We start from the raw sequence: 21,577 nt of genomic DNA, 5'->3' as shown, positions 1-21,577 counted from the left end.
CTCAGAACAAAGCGTTCCAAGCTGGCCCTGCAAATCTCCCGCGCTCATCGCTCATCCCCTGGAAACCATGTTTTCGGGGGGAACCGAACGATGCCGCACCATGCTCCATCCACACGCCTGCCTTCCAGCCTGGCCCTGGCCGCGCTGCTCGCGGCGGCCTACGCCGCGCCGCCGGAGGCACGTGCGGAGACGCCCGCGCCCGCCGCCAAGGCGCTCACCTTCGACGTCGCCGCTGGCCCGCTGGACCAGGTGCTGCTAGGCATCTCGCGGCAGAGCGGCTTGCTGATCTCCTTCGAGCAGTCGCTGGTGCGCGGCCGGCAGGCGCCGGCGGTGCGCGGTCCGCTGAGTGTCGACCAGGCCCTGGAACAGGCCCTGCGCGGTAGCGGCCTGCAGTTCCGCCGTTCCGAGCGCGGCGCGGTGATTTCCGCCGCGCCGCTGCGCGCGGCCGTACCGGCGGCGAAGGTGCAGCCGCTGGCGGCGAAAGCGGAGCAGACCCTGGAGCGGGTGGTGGTGACCGGCTCGCGGATTCCCCGCGCCCAGCAGGAAGGGCCGTCGCCGGTCACGGTGATCAGCAGCGAGGAAATCCAGAACCGTGGCTACCGCAACGTCTTCGAGGCCTTGCAGACGCAGACCCAGAACACCGGCATGACCCAGGGCGAGGACTACGGCAACACCTGGCAACCGGCGGCCAACGCCCTCAACCTGCGCGATCTCGGCCCCAACCACACGCTGGTGCTGATCAACGGCCGGCGCGTCGCCGACTACCCGACCGCCTATGGCGGCTCGGTAAACTTCACCAACCTGGCGAACATCCCGGCGGTCATGATCGACCGCATCGAGATCCTCAGCGGCGGCGCCTCGGCGATCTATGGCTCGGATGCCATCGCCGGGGTGGTCAATATCGTCCTGAAGAAGAAATTCGATGGCGTCGACGTCAACCTGCGCGCCGGCACCACCGAGCGCGGCGGCGGCGACAACCAGCGCCTGCAACTGGTCGGCGGCGGTGCGACGGGCGACTTCGAAGGCCTGTTCGGCCTGCAGGTCGAGCAGCGCCAGCCGGTCTGGGCCAACCAGCGCGGTTTCATGGACAGCTACCCGGACGGCAACAACGTCGGTTACCGGCTGAACCCGCAGAGCGGACGCTACCTCGGCGACGCCTCCTGCGCCGGCCTCGGCGGCCTGTTCGGCGGCAACGTGGCGCCGGTGCCGGGCGCCAGGGGTGGCTATCGCTGCATGACCGACCAGTACTACAACAACTACTGGACCCTGCAGACCAAGAAGGAAAACTACGACGGCTACGCCGGCGGCACCTGGCACCTGAGCGACAGCGGCAAGCTGTTCGCCGACCTGCTGTTCGGCTTCGACCACCTGCAGAACAATACCCGCGGGCCGTCCTTCACCTCGCCGGACTTCATCAATGCCTCCAGCGGCGACCTGGAGCGCTGGTACCGGCTGTTCTCGCCCGAGGAGATCGGCGGCAAGAGCAGCAACAACAGCAAGTGGCGCGAGGTGTCCTGGACCGGCACCCTCGGCTACAGCGACCGCGTCGCCAATACTTCCTGGGAATACGAACTGGCCGCAACCCGCTCCGAGTACCGCAGCGACCGCACTACCCGCTACACCCCGGCGGCCGGGATCCTCGACCTGTACCTGGGCCGCAAGCTCGGCGAACGCGACGGCTACCCGGTCTACGATCCCGATCCGGCGCGCCTCGGACGTCCGCTGAGCGAGGAAGAATGGCGCAGCCTGCGGCGCAACGTGACCCAGCACAGCGAGTCCTACTCGCAGACCTACAGCTTCACCGGCAACGGCGAGCTGTTCGACCTGCCGGCCGGCCCGGTGGCCTTCGCCGGCGTGCTGGAGGTGGGCAAGCAGGGCTACAGGATCCGTCCCGACTCGCAATACAACGACGGCTCTCTCTACAACGTCTCCAAGGCCAGCAGCTCCGGCGGCTCGCGCGACCGTTACGCCGCCGGCGGCGAATTCAGCATCCCGCTGCACGACACGCTGCTGGCGTCCGCCGCCGGCCGCTGGGACCAGTACAGGTTCAGCGGTCGCACCGAGGAGCAGACCACCTACAACCTGGGGCTGGAGTGGCGCCCGCTGACCAGCCTGCTGCTCCGCGGCAGCTACGGCACCAGCTTCCGCGCGCCGGACCTGAACTACATCTACCAGGCCGACGCCAACGGCTACTACCCGGCGCAGAAGGACTACTACGGTTGCGAGAAAGGCGTCGACGGCGCTTGCAAGAACGGCCGGGTCGACTACGTGCAGAGCGGCACGCCCGACCTGAAGTCCGAGCGCGGGCGCTACTGGAGCTACGGCTTCGTCTGGTCGCCGTCGAGCAGGTTCGACTTTTCCGCCGACTACTACCACATCCAGATCGACGACCTGCTGACCACCCTCGATCCGGACAAACTGCTGCGCGACGAGGCGGCCTGCCGCAGCGGCGGGCTCGATCCGGACTCGGCGCAGTGCCGCGACACCCTGGCGCGGGTCGAGCGCAACGCCGGCGACGCCAGCGTCGATCCGAATCGCCTGAACAAGGTCTACGTCAATGCCATCAACGCGGCCAAGGAGCGCACCAGCGGCATCGACCTGCGCAGCAACATCCGCTGGGGCGCCGGTGACTACGGCGCCTTCTCCTCGACCCTCGGCTACACCCTGGTGTTGTCCCACGACTACCAGCAGTCCGACGACTACCCCAGCGAGAACCAGCGCGACAGCCTCGACTCCCACGACTGGCGCAGCAAACTCAACGCCAGCCTGACCTGGGACTACGCACAGTTCACCTCGACGCTCTTCGCGGTGCGCTACGGCAGCGTTACCAACGCCGCTGGCAGCGGGCGCCTGAGCCCGTGGACGGTGTTCAACGCCAGCGCCCGCTACCGGCTCAACGAACGCGCCAGCGTCGGCCTGACGGTGAACAACCTGCTCGACCAGATCAAGGAGGACGACTCCGATGGCTGGCCGTACTATCCCACCGGCAACTACGACGCCATGGGCCGCCAATGGTGGCTGGACTTCAGCTATCACTTCGGTGGTTGAGCCATGCCCGGACGCATCCTGGTCTTCGCCTGCTGCCTGCTCGCCAGCCTGGCCCGCAGCGAGCCGCGCCATGCCATCACGCTCTACGACGAGCCGGCGAAATACCCGCCGGGTTTCCAGCACTTCGACTTCGTCGACCCGCAGGCGCCCAAGGGCGGCAGCCTGCGGCGGATGGAAAGCGGCAGCTTCGACACGCTGAACCCCTTCGCCAACCGCGGCACGCCGATCAGCATGACCCAGGCCGCGCTGATCTACGAAACCCTCGGCTTCCAGTCGCTGGACGAGCCGTTCACCGAATACGGCTACCTGGCGCGCTACATCGAGAAAGCCCCGGACAACAGCTGGGTGCGTTTCCATATCGATCCGCGGGCGCGCTTCAGCGACGGCGTGGCGGTCACCGCCGAGGACGTGAAGTTTTCCTTCGACAGCCTGGTCGAGCAGGGCAGCCCGTTCTGGCGCGCCTACTACAAGGAGGTCCTCGAGCCGGTGGTGGAGGACCGCCTGCGCATCCGCTTCGACTTCCGTCATGCCGGCAACCGCGAACTGCCGCTGGTGCTGGCCCAGCTCTACGTGCTGCCCAGGCATTGGTGGCAGGGACGCGACTTCAACCGCAGCAGCATGCAGCCGCCGCTGGGCAGCGGACCTTACCGGCTGGAGAAGGCCGAGGCGGGGCGTTCGGTGAGCTACCGGCGCAACCCCGACTGGTGGGCTCGCGACCTGCCGGTCGGGCGTGGCCTGTACAACTTCGAGCGGATCCGTTTCGACTACTACCGCGACAGCGGCGTGGCCTTGCAGGCGTTCAAGGCCGGGCAGGCCGACATCAATGTCGAGACCAGCGTCAAGGCCTGGAGCAGCGGCTACGACTCGCCGGCCCTGCGCGATGGCCGGTTGCGCCAGGAGAGCTTTCCCTACCCGTACCCGGCCAGCCTCCAGGGCCTGGTGTTCAACCTGCGCCGGCCGCTGTTCGAGGACCGCCGGGTACGCCAGGCGCTGAGCCTGCTGTTCGACTTCGAATGGACCAACCGGCAGCTCTTCGGCGGTCGCTACAAGCGCCTGCGCAGCTATTTCGACAACTCGGAGATGGCCGCTCGCGGCCTGCCCGGCGCCGACGAGCTGGCCTTGCTGGAGCCGCTGCGCGGGCAGATCCCCGAGGAGGTCTTCGGCCAGGCCTACGCTCCGCCGGTGAACGACGGCAGCGGCGATATCCATGAGCGCCTGGTGCAGGCCTACCGCCTGCTCGGCGAGGCCGGCTGGCATGCCGTCGACGGACGCCTGCTGGATACCGCCGGACGGCCGCTGCGCTTCGAACTCCTGCTCCAGGGCAAGGGCCTGGAGCGCGCGCTGCTGCCGTTCCAGCGCAACCTGGCGCGGATCGGCATCGATATGCGCCTGCGCCAGGTGGACGCTTCGCAATACATCGAGCGCATACGTGCGCGGGACTACGACATGATCGTTTCGAGCTTCTCCCAGTCCAATTCGCCGGGCAACGAGCAGTACAGCTTCTGGCATTCCTCCAGCTACGCCGATCCCGGCGGCTACAACCGCATCGGCCTGAAGGACCCGGCCATCGACCGGCTGGTGCAGGCGGTGGTCGAGGCCGACTCGCGGGCCGCCCTGGAAACCGCCGTGCGCGCCCTCGACCGGGTGCTGCAATGGGGCTACTACCTGATCCCGACCTGGTATTCCGACGAGGTTTGGATCGCCAGCTGGAATCGCTTCGGCCGACCGCCGCAGGCGCCGCGCTACAGCCTGGGGCTGAACACCTGGTGGGAAGTCCGCGAGCGGGCCGCGCCGAGCCGGGAGGCGCAGTGACATGGGCGGCTACCTGTTGCGCCGCCTGGCGCTGATCCTGCCGACCCTGCTGGGCATCCTGCTGATCAACTTCGCCATCGTCCAGGCCGCACCCGGCGGGCCGGTGGAACAGGCCATCGCGCGCCTGCAGGGCGTCGACGGCGGCGGCCCGCTGGGGCGTGGCGGGGAGGGCGGGCATGGCGCGCTGGAACCGCAGCGCCACGGCGAGACCGGCATCGACCCGCAGCTGGTGGCCGCCCTGGAGCGCCAGTACGGCTTCGACAAGCCGCCGCTGCAACGGCTCTGGCTGATGCTGTCGAGCTACGCCCGGCTGGATTTCGGCGAGAGCTTCTACCGCGACGCGCGGGTCGTCGACCTGATCGCCGAGAAGCTGCCGGTCTCGCTGTCCCTGGGCTTGTGGGCGACGTTGATCACCTACCTGGTGTCGATTCCCCTGGGGGTGGCCAAGGCGGTGCGCCACGGCAGCGCCTTCGACCTGTGGAGCAGCGCGTTGGTGGTGGTCGGCTATGCGGTGCCCGGCTTCCTCTTCGCCATCGTCCTGATCGTGCTGTTCGCCGGCGGCAGCTACCTGGACTGGTTCCCCCTGCGCGGCCTGGCTTCCGAGGGCGCCGAGCGCCTCGGCCCGTTGGCGCGTTTCGCCGATTACCTCTGGCACCTGGCGCTGCCGGTGGGTTCGCTGGTGGTCGGCGGTTTCGCCAGCCTGACCCTGCTGACCAAGAACAGCTTCCTCGACGAGATATCCAGGCAGTACGTCGCCACCGCTCGCGCCAAGGGCCTCAGCGAGCGCCGGGTGCTCTACGGCCATGTGTTCCGCAACGCCATGTTGCTGGTGGTGGCCGGGCTGCCGGCGGCGCTGGTCTCGGTGTTCTTCACCGGGTCGCTGCTGATCGAGGTGCTGTTCTCCCTCGACGGCCTCGGCCTGATGGGCTACGAAGCGGCGCTCGGCCGCGACTACCCGGTGGTGTTCGGCAGCCTGTTCATCTTCACCCTGCTCGGGTTGCTGGTGAAGCTGGCCGGCGACCTGGCCTACAGCCTGGTCGACCCGCGCATCGACTTCGCCGCGAGGAAACAGTGAGATGGCCATCGTCCTTTCCCCGCTGCACCGCCGCCGCCTCGCCGCGTTCCGCGCCAACCGCCGCGGGCGCCTGGCGCTGCGGCTGTTCATCGCGCTGTTCGTCGCCTGCCTGTTCGCCGAGCTGATCGCCAACGACCGCCCGCTGCTGCTGGAATACCGTGGGCAGTGGTTCCTGCCGGTGCTGCGGGACTATCCGGAAACCGCCTTCGGCGGCGAGCTGCCGTTCCCGCCGGACTACCGCGGTCGCTTCATGAGCGAACGCATCGCTCGCGACGGCTGGGCGCTGTGGCCACCGATCCGCTTCGACGCCCGCAGCATCAACTACGCGCGCCCGGCACCGGCGCCACCCTCGGCGGAGAACTGGCTGGGCACCGACGACCAGGGCCGCGATGTGCTCGCGCGGGTGATCTACGGCCTGCGCCTGTCGATCCTCTTCGCCCTCGGCCTGACCCTGGCCTCGTCGTTGCTGGGAATCTGCGCCGGCGCGGTGCAGGGCTACTACGGCGGCTGGATCGACCTGTTCGGCCAGCGCTTCATCGAGGTCTGGTCGGGTCTGCCGATGCTTTACCTGCTGATCATCCTCGCCAGCCTGGTGCAGCCCGGGGTCGGCTGGCTGCTGGCGATCATGCTGCTGTTCTCCTGGACCAGCCTGGTCGACGTGGTTCGCGCCGAGTTCCTGCGCGGTCGTCACCTGGAGTACGTCAAGGCGGCGCGAACCCTCGGCCTCGGCGACGCCGGGGTGATGTTCCGGCACATCCTGCCCAACGCCATGGTTGCGACCCTGACCTTCCTGCCGTTCCTGCTCTGTGGCGCGGTGACCACCCTGACCGCCCTGGACTTCCTCGGTTTCGGCCTGCCGCCCGGCTCGCCGAGCCTTGGCGAACTGGTCGGGCAGGGCCGTGACAACCTCCAGGCGCCCTGGCTCGGGCTGACCGTGTTCGTGGTCCTGGCGACCTTGCTCAGCCTGCTGGTGTTCATCGGCGAAGCGGTGCGCGACGCCTTCGATCCGAGGACATGAGATGAACCGGGAACTGTTGCGAGTGGAAAACCTGAGCGTCGCCTATGGCGACACGCAGGTCGTGAAGGGGATCGACTTCAGCCTGCGCGCCGGCGAGACCCTGGCCCTGGTCGGCGAGTCCGGCTCCGGCAAGTCGCAGACCGCCCACGCCCTGCTGCGCCTGCTGCCGGGCGCGGCGCGCCTGGGCGGCAGCGTGCGCCTGGACGGCGAGGAACTGCTCGCCCTGTCGCCGCAGGCATTGCTGACGATTCGTGGGCAGCGCATCGGCATGGTGTTCCAGGAGCCGATGACCTCGCTCAATCCATTGCAGCGCATCGGCCGCCAGGTCGGCGAGGGCCTGCGCCTGCATCGTTGCCTGCGTGGCGCCGCGCTGCGCGAGCGGGTGCTGGAACTGCTCGAACTGGCCGGCCTGGAACAGCCGCGACGTCTGTTCGAGGCCTATCCGCACCAGCTCTCCGGCGGCCAGCGGCAGCGGGTGATGCTGGCCATGGCGCTGGCCTGCGAGCCGCAACTGCTGATCGCCGACGAACCGACCACGGCTCTCGACGTCACCGTGCAGAAACGCCTCCTGGAGCTGCTGCAAAGCTTGCAGCGACGGCTGGGCATGGCGATCCTGCTGATCAGTCACGATCTCAACCTGGTGCGTCGGGTCGCCGACCGGGTCTGCGTGATGCACGATGGCCGGATCGTTGAGGAGAACGCCTGCGAGACGCTGTTCCGTTCGCCCCGGCATCCCTACACGCGGCTGCTGATCGAGGCCGAGCCGGGTGGCCTGGCGGAGCCGGTGGCGTGCCGCGAGACCTGCCTGGAGGTGCGCGCGCTGAGCCTCGACTACGCCGCGCCCGGCGGCTGGCTGCGCCGGCGCGCGGGACTGCGCGCGGTGCACGAGGTCAGCCTGCGGCTGCGCCGTGGCAGCACCCTGGGGATCGTCGGCGAAAGCGGTTCGGGCAAGTCCTCCCTCGGCCAGGCGCTGCTGCGCCTGTTGCCGGCCGAAGGGCAGATCCTGTTCCAGGGCGAGCGCCTCGACCGGCTGCACGGCAAGCGCCTGTTGCCATTGCGCCGGCAGTTCCAGGCGGTGTTCCAGGACCCCTACGGCAGCCTCAACCCGCGCCTGAGCGTGGAACAGATCGTCGGCGAAGGCCTGCGTATCCATGGCATCGGCGATGCCGGCGAACGCCGCGCGCGGGTGCTGGAGGCACTGCGCGAGGTCGGTCTCGACGAGCCTTGCCTGGAACGCTATCCCCACGAGTTTTCCGGCGGCCAGCGCCAGCGCATCGCCATCGCCCGCGCGCTGGTGCTGAAGCCGGCGCTGATCCTGCTCGACGAACCGACCTCGGCGCTCGACCGCAGCGTGCAGTGCCAGGTGGTCGAGCTGCTGCGTCGGTTGCAGCGTCGCCACGGGCTGAGCTACCTGTTCATCAGCCACGACCTGGCCGTGGTACGCGCCCTGGCCCACGACATCCTGGTACTCAAGGACGGCCGGGTGGTGGAGCAGGGCAGCGCCGCTGCGCTGTTCAGCCAGCCGCGCCACCCCTATACCCGCGAGTTGCTCGGAGCGATACCCGCGCTGCGCCTGGAAGAGCACCTGCGGGTGGCCGGGCTGGGAATCTGAGGCGGGAAACCATGCAGACTCTAAGGATGTTCCGAAAGGTTCTTTCCAGACGCCCCGGCGCTTTTCTTAAGATCGGCCTGCGGGCCCGTCAGGGACAAGGAGCCATGTCGGCTTCCGGGGCCGTTCGATCGATTGGGGGAATGCGATGAGTTCGTTACCGTTGTACTTCGATTACGCCGCCACCACGCCCGTGGACGAGCGCGTGATCCGGGCCATGGTGGAGTGTCTCGGCTACCAGGCGTGTTTTGGCAATCCCGCGTCGAACTCCCATGCCTACGGCCGCCAGGCGCGGCGGGCGGTGGAGCGGGCCAGGGAGCAGGTGGCCGCGCTGGTCGGCGCCAGCGCCGGGCAGATCGTCTGGACTTCCGGCGCCACCGAATCCAACAACCTGGCCCTCAAGGGCGTGGCCCAGGCGCTGGACACGCCCGGCCACCTGATCACCAGTCGCCTGGAGCACAAGGCGGTGCTGGACACCGTGCAGCAACTCGCCGATGACGGCTGGAGCGTGACCTGGCTGGCGCCCGGCGCCGATGGCCTGATCCGGCCGGAACAGGTGGAGGCGGCCTGGCGCGCCGATACCCGCCTGGTGTCGCTGATGCGGGTCAACAACGAACTCGGCACCCTGACCGACATCGCCGCCATCGGCGAACGGGTGCGCGAGCGCGGTGCGCTGTTCCACGTCGACGCGGCGCAGGCCAGCGGCAAGGTGGCGATCGACCTGGGCCGCCTGGCGGTGGACCTGATGTCGTTCTCCGCACACAAGACCTACGGGCCCAAGGGCATCGGCGCGTTGTACGTCGGGCCGCGCGCCGAGCGCCGGCTGAAGGCGCAGATCCACGGCGGCGGACACGAGCAGGGCCTGCGCTCCGGGACCCTGGCGACCCACCAGATCGTCGGCATGGGCGAGGCCTTCGCCCTCGCCGGCGAGCTTTTCGAGGAGGAGGGCAAGCGCATCGCCGGACTCCAGCGGCGTCTGCTGGAGGGGCTGGCGCAGATCGACGGCTGGCGCCTGAACGGCAGCGCCGACGCACGCATCGCGCATACCCTGAACCTGACCTTCGACAACCCGGCCTTCGTCCCCCAGGCGCTGGAGTCCAGCCTGGCGGTGTCCAGCACCTCGGCCTGCAACTCGGCGCGGCCGGCGCCGTCCCACGTGCTTCTCGCCCTCGGCCACGACGCCGCCAGCGCCGGCCGCAGCGTGCGCCTGAGCCTCGGTCGCTACACCCGCGAGGCCGACGTCGACGCGGCGGTAGCCGCCCTCAAGGCCGCGGCGGATAGTGGCGCGCCGGCGTGGCAGCCGTTCCTCGGGGTATCCAGGGCAGGCTGAGCGGCCGGCTCGACCCGCCCTCGCCGAAGCCAGGGGCGGCGGATAACCGCGAAGCGGTTATTCGCCCTGCGGCTCCAGGGGCTTTTCGTCTTTGCCGCCGTTTCCCGGCAATGCGCGCTTGGCGGATCATCCAGGTTGGGTATCATGCGTCGCCATTCCCATCCACCGCCGACGGAAGTCAGGCTTTGCCTGCGTGAGCCCAATGGACGATCTTTCCCCCGATTCCGCCTTGCCGCCTGCCGGCAGTGCCCAGGACAACGACGCGCCGCGCCAGTTGGTGGTCTGCATCGACGGAACCTCGAACCGCTTCGGCGACCAGCCGACCAACGTGGTGCGCCTGTACCGCTCGCTGTCGCGCGATCCGCGCAGGGTGCTGGCCTACTACGACCAGGGCGTCGGCACCTTCGGCCTGAAGGAAACCCTGTTCGAGTGGCAGAAGTTTCCCTCGCGGATCGCCGGCCTGGCCTTCGGCTGGGGGCTCAAGCGCAACGTCGAGGGCGCCTATCGCTTCCTCGCCGAGCACTACCGGCCCGGCGACCAGATATTCCTCTTCGGCTTTTCCCGCGGGGCCTACGCGGTGCGCGTGCTGGCCGCGATGCTGCGCGCGGTGGGCCTGATCGATGCGCACCAGCCGCACCTCTTCGACTACGCCTGGACCCTGCTCACCACCCGCATGCCGCCCCGCGACGAAGACAAGCGGGCCGGCACGCGTCGCCGCGGGCCGGACTTCGGCCTGCTGGGACGCTTCCGCAAGGTCTTCGGCCGGCAGGTGAAGGTGCACTTCCTCGGCCTTTTCGACACCGTGACCTCGGTGGGCTGGGTCTACGACCCGCTGACCGTGCCGTATTCCTCGAACAACGAAATGGTCGACGTGGTCCGCCAGGCCCTGGCCATCGACGAATGCCGCTGCTTCTTCCGGCAGAACCTCTGGTTCGGCGAGAAGGACCGCAAGTCCGACGTGTTGCAGGTGTGGTTCCCCGGCATGCACTCCGATGTCGGCGGTGGCTATGCGCCGAAGGACTCGCGGCTGGCCCTGGTGGCCTTTACCTGGATGCTCGGCGAGGCGCTGGAGGCCGGCCTGCATGTCGACCCGGCGCGCAGCCGCGACCAGTTGCGCGCACGTTCGAAGCAGGGCCCGGACCCGACCGCGCCGATCCTGCCGGTGATGACCCGGCCCTGGCGCCTGGCCGAGTGGCTGCCGCTGCTGGTCTGGGACCGCCGCAGCGGCAACCGCGCCTGGCGCTGGTCGCGTGGCCGGCCGCGCTCGCGGCCGCTGGAACCGGTCGGGCAGGAAACCCGGGTCAAGCTGCACCGTTCGGTGCAGCGGCGGCTGGACGAATGCCCCGACTACCGGCCGTGCAACCTGCCAGTGCTGGAACGCTGCGACCTCATCGACGATTCGCCGTTGCTTGACGGCTACCGCTAGCGGCTGGCCGCGATCGCGTTCAGAACCACATGCGGATACCGGCGACGAAGCGCGCCTCGTCGTCGTCCTCGCCCTCGGCGCGGGCCAGGTCGGCGCTGTTGCCGTAGGAGCGGTTCCAGGTCACCCCGATGTAGGGCGCGAACTCGCGACGGATCTCATAGCGCAGGCGCAGGCCCAGCTCGCTATCGGCAAGGCCCGAACCGATGCCGCGGGCGGGATCGTTCCTGCCGTACAGGTTGACCTCGGCGCTGGGCTGGAGGATCAGCCGGTTGGTCAACAGGATGTCGTACTCGCCCTCCAGGCGCAGCGCGCTCTGGCCGTTCTCGCCGAGGAAGGCGGTGACTTCCGCCTCGAAGTCGTAGAGCGCCAGGCCCTGCACGCCGAACGCCGCCCAGGTCTGCGGCGAGCCGGGCTTGAAATCCTGGCGCACGCCGGCGACCAGGTCCCACCAGGGACCGATGGCGTGCCCGAACAGCGCCTGGACCTCGGCGTCCTCGGTCTTGCCGTCGAGCCGTTCGCCTTCGCTGCGCAGCCACAGGCGGTTGATGTCGCCGCCGATCCAGCCGCTGGCGTCCCAGGCCAGCGCGCTGCCGTCGTCGGCGTCCTGGTATTCCAACTGGTCGAGCAGGAAGAAGCTGTTCAGCGCGCTGTCGTGCACTTTGTGCCCCTCCAGCGGCGGAAAGGCGGCACGGCGGTCGGCCTCGGTCGGCACCGGGATCGGCGTACGGCTCTGGCTGGGCGCGGCCTGCCCCGGAGGTTGCCGCGCAGCGTGGCTCATCCCCGGCATCCGGCCATGGCCCATTCCCTGGTGCTCCATGGGCTGTGCCGGGGCGGGCGATGCGGCGCCGTGGTCCATCCCCGGCATCCGGCCATGCCCCATCCCCTGGTGGTCCATGGGTTTCGCCGGGGCGGAGGTCCTCTGGCCGTGGTCCATGCCAGGCATCGCGCCGTGGTCCATGGCCGAGTGCTCCATGCCATTGTCCTGCGCGGCCTCGACGGGATTCGGCAGGCCCAGCAGCAGACCCAGGGCGAGGGCACCGCCGGCCAGGCGGGCGGGTTTCGGCTGGCGGCTCATGCGTTGTCTCCTTCGTCTACCCGCACTTCGCGGAACATGCCCATCTCCATGTGGAACAGCAGGTGGCAGTGGTAGGCCCAGCGCCCCAGGGCGTCGGCGGTGACCCGGTAGCTGCGGCGGGTGCCCGGCGGCATGTCGATGGTGTGCTTGCGCACCAGGAAGTTGCCTTGCTCGTCCTCCAGGTCGCTCCACATGCCGTGCAGGTGGATCGGGTGGGTCATCATGGTGTCGTTGACCAGGACGATCCGCAGGCGCTCGCCGTAGGACAGGCGCAGCGGCTCGGCGTCGGAGAACTTGATGCCGTCGAAGGACCAGGCGAACTTCTCCATGTGCCCGGTCAGGTGCAGCTCGATGGTGCGCCCCGGCTCGCGGCCGTCCGGGTCGGCGAAGCGGCTGCGCAGGTCGGCGTAGGTCAGCACCCGCCGCCCGTTGTCGCGCAGGCCGAGGCCGGGGTCGGCGAGCTTCGGTGTCGGGGTCATGGTCTGCATGTCGACCAGCGGGTTGCCGTCCTCCGAAGCCGGATGGGACTGCATCGGCATGGCGCCCATGCCCATCCTGGAATGGTCCATGCCGTTCATGTCCATGCCGGCCATCTTGGAGGGGTCCATGCCGCTCATGTCCATGCCGGCCATCTTCGAGTGGTCCATGCCGTTCATGTCCATGCCCGACATCTTCGAATGGTCCATCTCGCTGGCGGGCCTCGTCGCCGCGCCATGCCCCATGGCGCCGTGGTCCATGCCGCCCATGCCCATGTCGTCCATGCCGATCAGCGGGCGCGGATCGGGCGTCGGCACCGGCGCGCTAAGCCCTTCGGCCAGCGCCAGGGTGCCGCGGGCGTAGCCGCTGCGGTCCATGGACTGGGCGAAGAGGGTATAGGCGCGCTCGCCGCCCGGTTCGACGATCACGTCGTAGGTTTCGGCCACGGCGATGCGCAACTCGTCGACGCTGACCGGCTCGACGTGCTGTCCGTCGGCGGCCACCACGGTCATCTTCAGGCCGGGAATGCGGACGTCGAAATAGCTCATCGCCGAGGCGTTGACGAAGCGCAGGCGGAGCTTTTCGCCGGGGCGGAACAGGCCGGTCCAGTTGCCGTCCGGCGGCTGTCCGTTGAGCAGGTAGGTATAGGTGTAGCCGCTGACGTCGGCGAGATCGGTGGGACTCATCTTCATCTCGGCCCACATCTTGCGGTCGGCCAGGGTCGCGGCCCAGCCGTTGGCGCTGACGTCGTCGATGAAGTCGCCGACGGTGCGCTTGTGGAAGTTGTAGTAGTCGGACTGCTTCTTCAGCTTGGCGAGGATGCGCTGCGGCTTCTCGTCCGACCAGTCGCTGAGCAGCACCACGTAGTCGCGGTCGTAGCTGAACGGTTCCGGCTCGCGGGCGTCGATCACCAGGGCGCCGTAGACCCCGGCCTGCTCCTGTAGCCCCGAGTGGCTGTGGTACCAGTAGGTACCGTTCTGCCGGACCTTGAAGCGGTATTCGTAGAGACCGCCGGGAGCGATGCCCTCGAAGCTGAGGCCCGGCACGCCATCCATGTTGGCCGGCAGGATGATGCCGTGCCAGTGGATCGAGGTGTCCTCGGCGAGGCGGTTGCGCACCCGCAGGGTCACGTTGTCGCCTTCGCGCCAGCGCAGGGTCGGGCCGGGCAGCGAACCGTTGATGGTCATGGCGGTGGCCGGCGAGCCGCTGAGGTTCACCGGGGTCTCGCCGATGAACAGGTCGAAACTGTCGCCGGCGAGCAGGTTCTGCTGGCCCGGCCCGGCCAGGGCCCAGGCCGGGGCGCGCCAGAGACCCAGTCCGCCGAGCAGACCGGTGGCGGCGAGGCCTTTGACGAAGGTGCGTCGCGAAGTTCTGTGCATCCGCTGGTTTCCACGCAGGTGGCAGGACGGACTGCGCGAGCCTGCGCAGCCGGGAGGTCGCGGCCCCGCCAGGGCGGTGCGGCGATGCGGACACCCTAGCGGCGCGCGCCTGTCGGCAAGCTGTGGGGAAGATTACAGAGCTGTCAGCTCAGCGCGGCGGGTTCACCAGGTGGCGGTCGAAACCCCGCGCCACCAGGCGTTCCCAGGCGTCCATGACCTGCGCCGGGATCGGGCAGGCGACCTGGAAGCCCAGCGCCGGGTAACGCATGATGCGGTCGAGGTCGCCAACCATCTCGTCGATCACCCCGAGTACGCCGACCAGGTTCGAGATGCCGTCGGGAAATGCGTAGTCGGGCGCATCCACGTGTCCCTCCAGCCCCGGCCAGCGGACCGGCAGGGTCAGCGCCACGCGGCGGATCGAGTTGGGCTTGGTGACGAAGGTCGCGCGGCGCAGGTCGGGGAACAGCTCGCGGGCGAAGGCGATGTTCTCGGCGAAGTTGGTCGCCCGCGGCTCGATCACGATGAGGCTGTCGCTTACCCCGCGTGCCCTGGCGTGGCGGGCGAACAGCTCGGCTTCCGGCTCGACCCAGAGATGGCGCGTCCAGTGCCCGGTGTTGCCGGTGAATAGCAGGCGTTCGGCGAGGCCGCGTTCGAGCAGTTCGCAGGCGTGGTCGCAGACCCGCAGGTCGTAGGAGCCGCATACCACCAGCAGTTCGCAGGGCACATGGCAGCGGCCCTGGCCGAGGAAGTCCCAGAGCAGCCGGGCATCTTGCAGGGTCGGGCTCATGGGACGCCAACGCTCCTCTCGCTGTCGGTCGTGGCGGGGTGCCGATGCTGGCAGTACAGCCGGTCGTCTTCGCGGACGATCCGCAGCTCGCGGAAATCCCGGACCGACCAGCGCGCGCCGGCGGCGAGCAGGCCGCTCTCCTCGCCGATCGCCACGCAGGTCGCGCCGGCGGCGCAGGCGGCCTGCACGCCGCTGAGGGAGTCTTCGAACACCAGGCAGCGCGACGGTGCCACGCCGAGCCTGGCCGCGGCCAGGCGGTAGCCATCCGGAGCCGGCTTGCCGTGGACCACGTCGTCGCGGCTGACCAGGGTGCGGAACGCCGCCTGCAGGTCGTGCTGGCGCAGCACGTGGTCGATGCGTGCCGGCCAACTGCTGGTGACCAGCGCCAAGGGCACGTCCAGCCAACGCAGCTGGCGGATCACCGCGGCGACGCCGGGCAGCAGGGGACAGTCGGCGCCTTCCTCCAGCGCATCGACCCGTTGCTTGAGGATCCGCCGGCGCTCCATCGGCAGGTGGCCGAACAGATAGTCCAGGGTGTAGCCGCCCGGACGACCGTGCACGTGGTCGCGCAGGCAGTCCGGGCCGAGCGCCACGCCCTGTTCGCCGGCAACCCGGCTCCAGGCCGCGGCGATGGCTTCGCGGGAGCTGATCAGGACGCCGTCCATGTCAAACAGAACGGCTGAAAACGCTAGTCGATGCATCTCGGGCACTCTGTAGGGCAAGCCAGACCAGGACCGCGCCGCCGAGGGCGAACAGCGCCATGATCAGATAGGACCACTGCGGCAGGCCTTCGTACAGCCAGCCGGCGGCCGGACTGGCGAGGCCCATGGGCAGCGCTACCGCCAGAGAGTAGTAGATTCCCTGGGTCAGTACCCGCGCGCTTTCCGGCGCGTGGTCGCGGATGTAGCGCATCACCGCGGCGTGGTAGGCGGCGAAGCTGAGGGCGTGCAAGCACTGGCCGAGGAGGATCGCGGCGAGATGTTCGCTGCCGGCCAGCAGGCCCCAGCGCAGCGCCGCGCAAAGGCTGGAGAAGAGCATCACCTGGAGCGCCGGGTGGCGGTCCAGGATGCGGTTGGAGACGGCGAAGAAGCTGATCTCGGCGATCACCGCCAGGCCCCAGAAGGCGCCGACCGAGAACGACGAGTAGCCCAGCGCCTGCCAGCCCAGCGAGGCGGTGGTGAAGTACAGCGAGTGGCTCAGCTGGATCATTCCCGCCGCGGCGATGGCCAGCAGCAGGGGGCGTTGCCGGAGGATCCCGCGCAGGTCGGGACGGCGCCTGGCGCCCGGCAGCGGCGAGTCCGGACGGCGCAGGCTGCGGCGACGGAGGAACAGGCAGGCGAGGGCGGTGAGCAGCATCGTCAGGCCGACCAGGGCGGGCACCAGTTGCTGGCCGAACCGACCGAGCAGCAGGCCGCCCAGGGTCGCGGTGAGGATGAAGGCCAGCGAACCGACTGCGCGTACCCGCCCGTAGTTCTGCAGGGCGGCTTTGTCGCGCTTGAGCAGGTAGGATTCGGTGAGCGGCAGCACGCTGGTCCAGAACGCGCCGTAGAGCACGCTCAGGGCGATGAACAGCGGCAGGCCCTCGGCCAGCTGGAACAGCAGGGCGCAGGCGCCGGCCAGGGCCGCCAGCAGGGTCGCCAGGCGCAACTGGTCGATGCGCCAGTCGGCCACGTAGGTCAGCGCCACCCCGGCGATCACCTGCGGCCAGTAGGCCGCGGCGATCAACAGGCCGATCTGGCTGGCGCCGAAGCCCAGGCTGGCCAGCCAGGTCGGCCAGAACGGATAGATCAGCCCCTCGGCGGCGAAGTAGCCGGAAAAGATCAGGTACATGCCGGTTCACGCGTCGCCGTGCCGGTTCGCTGCGGTTTGCGCCTCACTCGAAGCGCGCCCTGGCGAAGGCGTTCTCGCCCTTGCGCCAGACCAGCAGGGACTCGCCCAGCACCACCAGGTCGACCATGCCGTCCTCCAGCGCGCCGAGGGCGTCCTGCGGGGCGCAGACGATCGGTTCCTCGTGGCGGTTGAAGGAGGTGTTGATCAGCGCCGGCTGGCCGCTGCGGGCATGCCAGGCATGCAGCAGGGCGTGCATGAACGGATCGGCCTGCGGCCGGATGATCTGCGGCCGGGCGGTGCCGTCGACATGCACCACCGCCGGGCAGCGCTCGCGGAAATCCGCATGGCAGTCGTAGGTCATGGTCATGTAGTCGGCCGCCACCTGGTCTTCGCGCCAGCCGATGTAGCAGCCCTCGGCGTGCTCGACCGCGGTGACCGGGGCGAATGGCATGAACTCGGTGCGTTCCATGCGCTGATTGAGCCAGTCGTTGGCGCTGGCATCGCCGGGATGGTAGACGATGCTGCGGTTGCACAAGGCGCGCGGACCGAACTCCATGCGGCCCTTGAACATGCCCAGCACCTGGTTTTCCCGCAGCGCTTCGACCAGCGTCTCGATCAGGTTGGCTGGCCGGCTGTAGGCCAGCTGCGGGTATTGGCTGGCGATCAGCTCGGCATTCTGCGCGGCGCTGCGCGCGTCCGGCCCGAGGGCCATGCTCGGCGCCGGGAAGCGCGTACCGTTCTCGCGATAGGCCACCGCCACCGCCGCGGCCAGGGCCAGGCCGCCGTCGCCCATGCAGGGCAGCACGTAGACATCGCGGACCCCGGGGATCTCGCGCAGGCGCTGGTTCAGCTTGACGTTGCCGAACACCCCGCCGGCCAGGCACAGGTTGGCGCAACCGGTGCGCGCCACGTGCTGCCGGGCGATGGCCACCAGCAGGTCTTCGGAGTGCCGTTGCGCGGCGGCGGCGACATCCGCCGGGCGTTCCGCCGCGCAGCGTTGCAGCAGCGGATCGCTGTAGCCGTCGTAGGAGGGCAGGTACAGTTCGCCGCAGCGGGCGCGCAGGCGGCCGTTCTCCAGGCGGATCATGTCGTTCATCAGCGGCAGCAGCTTTTCCGCGTCGCCGAACGCCGCCAGGCCGGTGATCTTGCCTTCGTGGCGGTTCGGCTTGAAGCCGAGCAGGCGGGTGATGCGCCCGTAGAAGTAGCCCAGGCTGTCGACGCTGGTCTCGCGTTGCAGGACCGTCTCGCCGCCGTCGGCGCGGTAGTGGGTGACGGTGAGCGACTGGAAGTCGCCGCGGCCGTCGCAGGTGAGGGTCAGCGCCTCGTCGAACGGCGAGCAGACGAATGCGCCGAGGGCGTGGCATTCGTGATGGTCGATGTACTCGACCTTGCCGCGCAGGCCGTTGGCGCGGACGAAGGCATCGAATTCGCCGCGCTTGGCCTTGTCGTTGGCCATCTCGTCGGCGATCCGCTTGCGCAGGTGCGGCAGGCCCTCGGGACGCTCGCGGGCTTCCTCGAGGACCCGGTCCAGGTAGAGGTCGAGGTGCCGCCCGGCGTCGAACCCGGCGTTCCAGCCGTAGGCGATGCGGTCGATGTCGGCCAGGTCGATGCCGGCCTCGCCGAGCACATAGTCGATGGAGCGGCTCGGCCAGGCCTTGTGGTCCTTCTGGCGGGTGAAGCGCTCCTCGCTGGCGGCGGCGACGATCCCGCCGTCGCGCACCAGGCAGGCGCCGGCCAGGTCGTTGTTGGTGATCCCGAGAATGATCATGCGGTGTCCTCTTGCGCGAACGGGTGGGGGGCGAGAGGCGTAATAGGTTGCATGGCACCGGGAGCCCAACAACCTGCCAGATCTGGTCGCCTGCGAAATCTGGCAGGGCTACCGGATCTGGTAGCTGGACAGCCGTCGACGGGCTTGCCGGCCATACCGGCCGGGCGCCCGCGCCGGCATCAGAAGCTGTAGCTGAGGCGGCCGAACAGGATGCGCCCGTAGGGATCGGTGTAGCGCGGGTCGTAGCCGCTCTGGAAGGTGTAGGTCTGGTTGCTGAACGGCGGTTCGCGGTCGAACAGGTTCTTCACCCCGAGGGTCAGCCCCAGCGCGTGGCTGAGGCGGTAGCTGCCGGCCAGGTCCCAGAGGTTCCACGAGCCGACCTTGCCGTGGCTGGCGCGGTCGTAGTCGTTGTAGCCGCTGGTGTAGCGGTTGCTCAGGGTGGCCTGCCAGGCGTCGCGGCTCCAGGTGGCGTTGGCGACGTGCTTCCAGCGGGCGATCACGCCGACGCCCTGGAAGTCGCCGACGTTGTCCAGGTACTGGCCGCCGATCTGCTGCTGGAAGTCGTAGCGGGACACGTAGGTGCCTTGCAGGTCGAGCCCGAACTGCCCGTAGCGGCTGGCCGGGAAACGATAGTCGAGGCTCAGGTCGACGCCGCTGGTCTTCACTTTGCCGAGGTTGGCCAGTCCGGTGACGACGTGATCGATCGAGCCGTCGGCCTTGCGCACGATGCGTCCGGCGTAGGCCTGCGGGTCGGCGAAGATCGCCGCTTCGGGAAACTCGGCGATCTGGTTGGCGATCCTGATCCACCAGAAGTCCAGGCCGACGGAAAGGTCGCGCAGCGGCTGGTAGACCAGGCCCAGGGTAACGTTGCGCGCGGTTTCCGGTCGCAGGTCGGTATTGCCGCCGGTGGCGTTGTAGAACTGCTGGGTGCAGTCGCGGTTGGCGATGCCGCCCTGGCTCGGCTGGCCGCCGGCGCACAGGCGTGGGTCGTCGTAGTTGGCGCTGGTATAGGTGGTGAAGGTCGGGTTGTACAGTTCGTACAGCGACGGCGCGCGGAAACCTTCGCTGTAGGCGCCGCGCAGGACCAACTGGCGGAACGGCTGGAAGCGGAACGAATATTTCGGGTTGGTAGTGCTGCCGAAGTCGCTGTACTTGTCGTGGCGGATCGCCGCGCTGAGTTCCAGGCTGTCCAGCACCGGCACGTTGAGTTCGGCGTACTGCGCCTTCAGGTTGCGCTCGCCGCTGACCGTGGCGGCGGGATCGACGCCGAGGCTCTGCACGTTGCCGGCGAAGTCCTGGATGTCCTGGTGGAACGCCTCCTTGCGGAATTCGCCGCCCAGCGCCAGGGCCGCCGGCCCGGCGCCGAACCAGTCGCCGATCTCCCGGCTGGCGCGGGCGTCCAGGCCCTTGACGCGGCCGACCGAGGTACGGAAGTCGCCGCTCAGGGCATGGCTGCCGAGGTAGGCGAGGCCGGCGTCGGTCTGCGGCCCGAACGGGTTCAGCGTCCCGTTGGCGATGCCGAGGGCGGCGGCGCGATCATCGACGTAGCCACTGTGGATGTGGTCGACCACCTTGTTCTGGTTGTACGAGGCGCCGATATCGTAGTCCCAGCCGGCGAACTGGCCGTCGAAGCCGAGCAGCAGGCGCTGGCCGGTGTTCTGCGAGGATTGCAGGCGCGGCCCGAGCACGCTCTGCCGCCAGTTGACCTCCACCGGCCGGCTCGGGTCGAGGACGAAGCCGCCGGGACCGGGAGTGATGCCGTTGCCGGGATAGAAGGCGGTGCCGGGATCGATCTGCAGGCCGGTGAGGGTCCCTGGGCCGACCTGGGTAGCGTTGTCGTTGCGCGACCAGAAGTACTCCAGGCTGACGTTGTGCTCGTCGGCCAGCTTGCCGGTGGCGCGGCTGAACACCGAGGTCTTCTCGGTTTCCGGCACCAGGTCGAGGTAGCGCCACAGGCTCTGCCGGCAGATGCCGTTGCGCGGGATCAGGTCGGCGCCCTTGCAACCGCCGGCGGCCAGCGGATTGCTGGCGTTGGCGCCCTGGCTCCAGTTGCCGGGGAAGGCGGTGCCGGAGCTGTAGTCGAGGCCGCGTCCCGGCTGGTAGTTGTAGGTGTAGCCGCGGTCCTTGGCGCCGAGGCGTTCCTGCTTGTCGTAGTTGGCCACCGCGAAGACATTGAAGCGATCCTCCTCCAGCTCGCCGAAGCCCCAGCTAGCGCTGACGTTGCGCTGGTTGCCGCCGCCGTCGTGGGTGGGGGAGGCGTAGCCGCTGTCGACGCGGCCTTCGTTCAGGCTCTTGCGGGTGATGAAGTTGATCACCCCGCCGATGGCATCGGTGCCGTACAGTGCGGAGGCGCCGTCGCGCAGCACCTCGACCCGGTCGATGGCGGCGAAGGGAATGGTGTTGAGATCCACGGCGGAGCCGTCGATGGCATTGTTCGCCAGGCGCCGGCCGTTGAGCAGCACCAGGGTCTTGTTCGCGCCGATCCCGCGCAGGTCGGCGAACGAGGCGCCGCCGGTGGCGCTGCCGACCGAGCGACTGGAGTTGTATACGCCCTGGTTGCCGGAAAGCCGGCCGATCAGTTCCTCGGTGCTGGTCACGCCCTGTTGGCGCAGCTCCTCGGCGCGCAGGACGCTGATCGGCACCGCGGTTTCCGCATCGACCCGGCGGATCGCGCTACCGGTCACCTCGATTCGTTGCAACTGGACCGTGGGCGGGTCGACAGGCGCCTGTCCCTCCGCCGCGGCGGCGCTGCCGGGAGCGAGCTGGAGGGCCAGCAGCAGGGCGGCGCCCAGCGGCGGGTCGGTGTGGAGCGATCGGTGCATGGTCGGGGCATCCCTTGTTCCGGTGTGTCCAGGGATGTCCGTCGAGCCGGGGGATTTTCCAGGGACGGCTTAGACCTTTGCGCCATGAGTTTATGTCCGCTGGGAACAAGCCCTGCCGTTG

The 21,577-nt window shown here is 69.1% G+C and carries 14 protein-coding genes; 7 read left to right on the top strand and 7 right to left on the bottom strand.

Features of this window, described 5'->3' with window-relative positions; genetic code table 11:
- The first annotated feature begins 90 nt into the window (after positions 1 to 90).
- From M6E97_RS12575 to M6E97_RS12545, 7 genes are all read left to right on the top strand, one after another.
- Entirely contained in the window at positions 91 to 3,048 is a 2,958-nt protein-coding gene (locus M6E97_RS12575) for a TonB-dependent receptor (protein WP_023084317.1), read from the top strand.
- A 3-nt stretch (positions 3,049 to 3,051) separates the two neighbouring features.
- Complete coding sequence (locus M6E97_RS12570; RefSeq protein ID WP_015503012.1) at positions 3,052 to 4,860, top strand: extracellular solute-binding protein; 1,809 nt, start codon at positions 3,052 to 3,054, stop codon at positions 4,858 to 4,860.
- 1 nt (position 4,861) lies between these two features.
- A complete protein-coding gene (locus M6E97_RS12565) occupies positions 4,862 to 5,935 on the top strand; it encodes a microcin C ABC transporter permease YejB (protein WP_003139663.1) in 1,074 nt (357 codons plus the stop codon).
- A 1-nt stretch (position 5,936) separates the two neighbouring features.
- The gene (locus M6E97_RS12560; RefSeq protein ID WP_079385776.1) at positions 5,937 to 6,953 is read left to right on the top strand and encodes an ABC transporter permease; all 1,017 of its coding nucleotides are present in this window, start codon (positions 5,937 to 5,939) and stop codon (positions 6,951 to 6,953) included.
- A gap of 1 nt (position 6,954) precedes the next feature.
- On the top strand, positions 6,955 to 8,565 hold the full coding sequence (locus tag M6E97_RS12555) for an ABC transporter ATP-binding protein (protein WP_033938890.1): 1,611 nt from the start codon (positions 6,955 to 6,957) through the stop codon (positions 8,563 to 8,565).
- A gap of 145 nt (positions 8,566 to 8,710) precedes the next feature.
- A complete protein-coding gene (locus M6E97_RS12550) occupies positions 8,711 to 9,892 on the top strand; it encodes an aminotransferase class V-fold PLP-dependent enzyme (RefSeq protein WP_023095727.1) in 1,182 nt (393 codons plus the stop codon).
- A gap of 202 nt (positions 9,893 to 10,094) precedes the next feature.
- Positions 10,095 to 11,318, top strand: coding sequence for a DUF2235 domain-containing protein (locus tag M6E97_RS12545; RefSeq protein WP_033938889.1), 1,224 nt, complete (start codon positions 10,095 to 10,097; stop codon positions 11,316 to 11,318).
- A 19-nt stretch (positions 11,319 to 11,337) separates the two neighbouring features.
- On the opposite strand, the gene M6E97_RS12540 is transcribed toward M6E97_RS12545, so the two are convergent.
- The 7 genes from M6E97_RS12540 to M6E97_RS12510 all read right to left on the bottom strand — a co-directional run bounded on the left by M6E97_RS12540 (position 11,338) and on the right by M6E97_RS12510 (position 21,456).
- Complete coding sequence (locus tag M6E97_RS12540; protein WP_079381502.1) at positions 11,338 to 12,393, bottom strand: copper resistance protein B; 1,056 nt, start codon at positions 12,391 to 12,393, stop codon at positions 11,338 to 11,340.
- On the bottom strand, positions 12,390 to 14,249 hold the full coding sequence (locus tag M6E97_RS12535; protein WP_034005053.1) for a copper resistance system multicopper oxidase: 1,860 nt from the start codon (positions 14,247 to 14,249) through the stop codon (positions 12,390 to 12,392). The genes M6E97_RS12540 and M6E97_RS12535 overlap by 4 nt, the downstream gene beginning before the upstream one ends.
- A gap of 148 nt (positions 14,250 to 14,397) precedes the next feature.
- Positions 14,398 to 15,036 carry a YdcF family protein gene (locus M6E97_RS12530; protein WP_003088740.1) on the bottom strand — a complete coding sequence of 213 codons (639 nt, stop codon included), beginning with the start codon at positions 15,034 to 15,036 and terminating at the stop codon, positions 14,398 to 14,400.
- Positions 15,033 to 15,701, bottom strand: a complete 669-nt coding sequence (locus M6E97_RS12525; RefSeq protein ID WP_003139646.1) for an HAD family hydrolase — start codon at positions 15,699 to 15,701, stop codon at positions 15,033 to 15,035. Before M6E97_RS12525 ends, M6E97_RS12530 begins: the two co-directional genes overlap by 4 nt.
- A gap of 1 nt (position 15,702) precedes the next feature.
- Positions 15,703 to 16,866 carry an MFS transporter gene (locus M6E97_RS12520; RefSeq protein WP_003109654.1) on the bottom strand — a complete coding sequence of 388 codons (1,164 nt, stop codon included), beginning with the start codon at positions 16,864 to 16,866 and terminating at the stop codon, positions 15,703 to 15,705.
- 43 nt (positions 16,867 to 16,909) lie between these two features.
- The gene (locus tag M6E97_RS12515) at positions 16,910 to 18,634 is read right to left on the bottom strand and encodes a carbamoyltransferase (protein ID WP_004349586.1); all 1,725 of its coding nucleotides are present in this window, start codon (positions 18,632 to 18,634) and stop codon (positions 16,910 to 16,912) included.
- Positions 18,635 to 18,813: 179 nt separating this feature from the next.
- A complete protein-coding gene (locus M6E97_RS12510; protein ID WP_033938886.1) occupies positions 18,814 to 21,456 on the bottom strand; it encodes a TonB-dependent receptor in 2,643 nt (880 codons plus the stop codon).
- Positions 21,457 to 21,577: the final 121 nt, after the last annotated feature.

Origin of the sequence: Pseudomonas sp. B111, assembly GCF_026428275.1 — a bacterium.
Taxonomy (GTDB): domain Bacteria; phylum Pseudomonadota; class Gammaproteobacteria; order Pseudomonadales; family Pseudomonadaceae; genus Pseudomonas; species Pseudomonas aeruginosa.
Note: the sequence above shows the minus strand (reverse complement) of the source record. Positions and strands in the feature narration are given on the sequence as shown.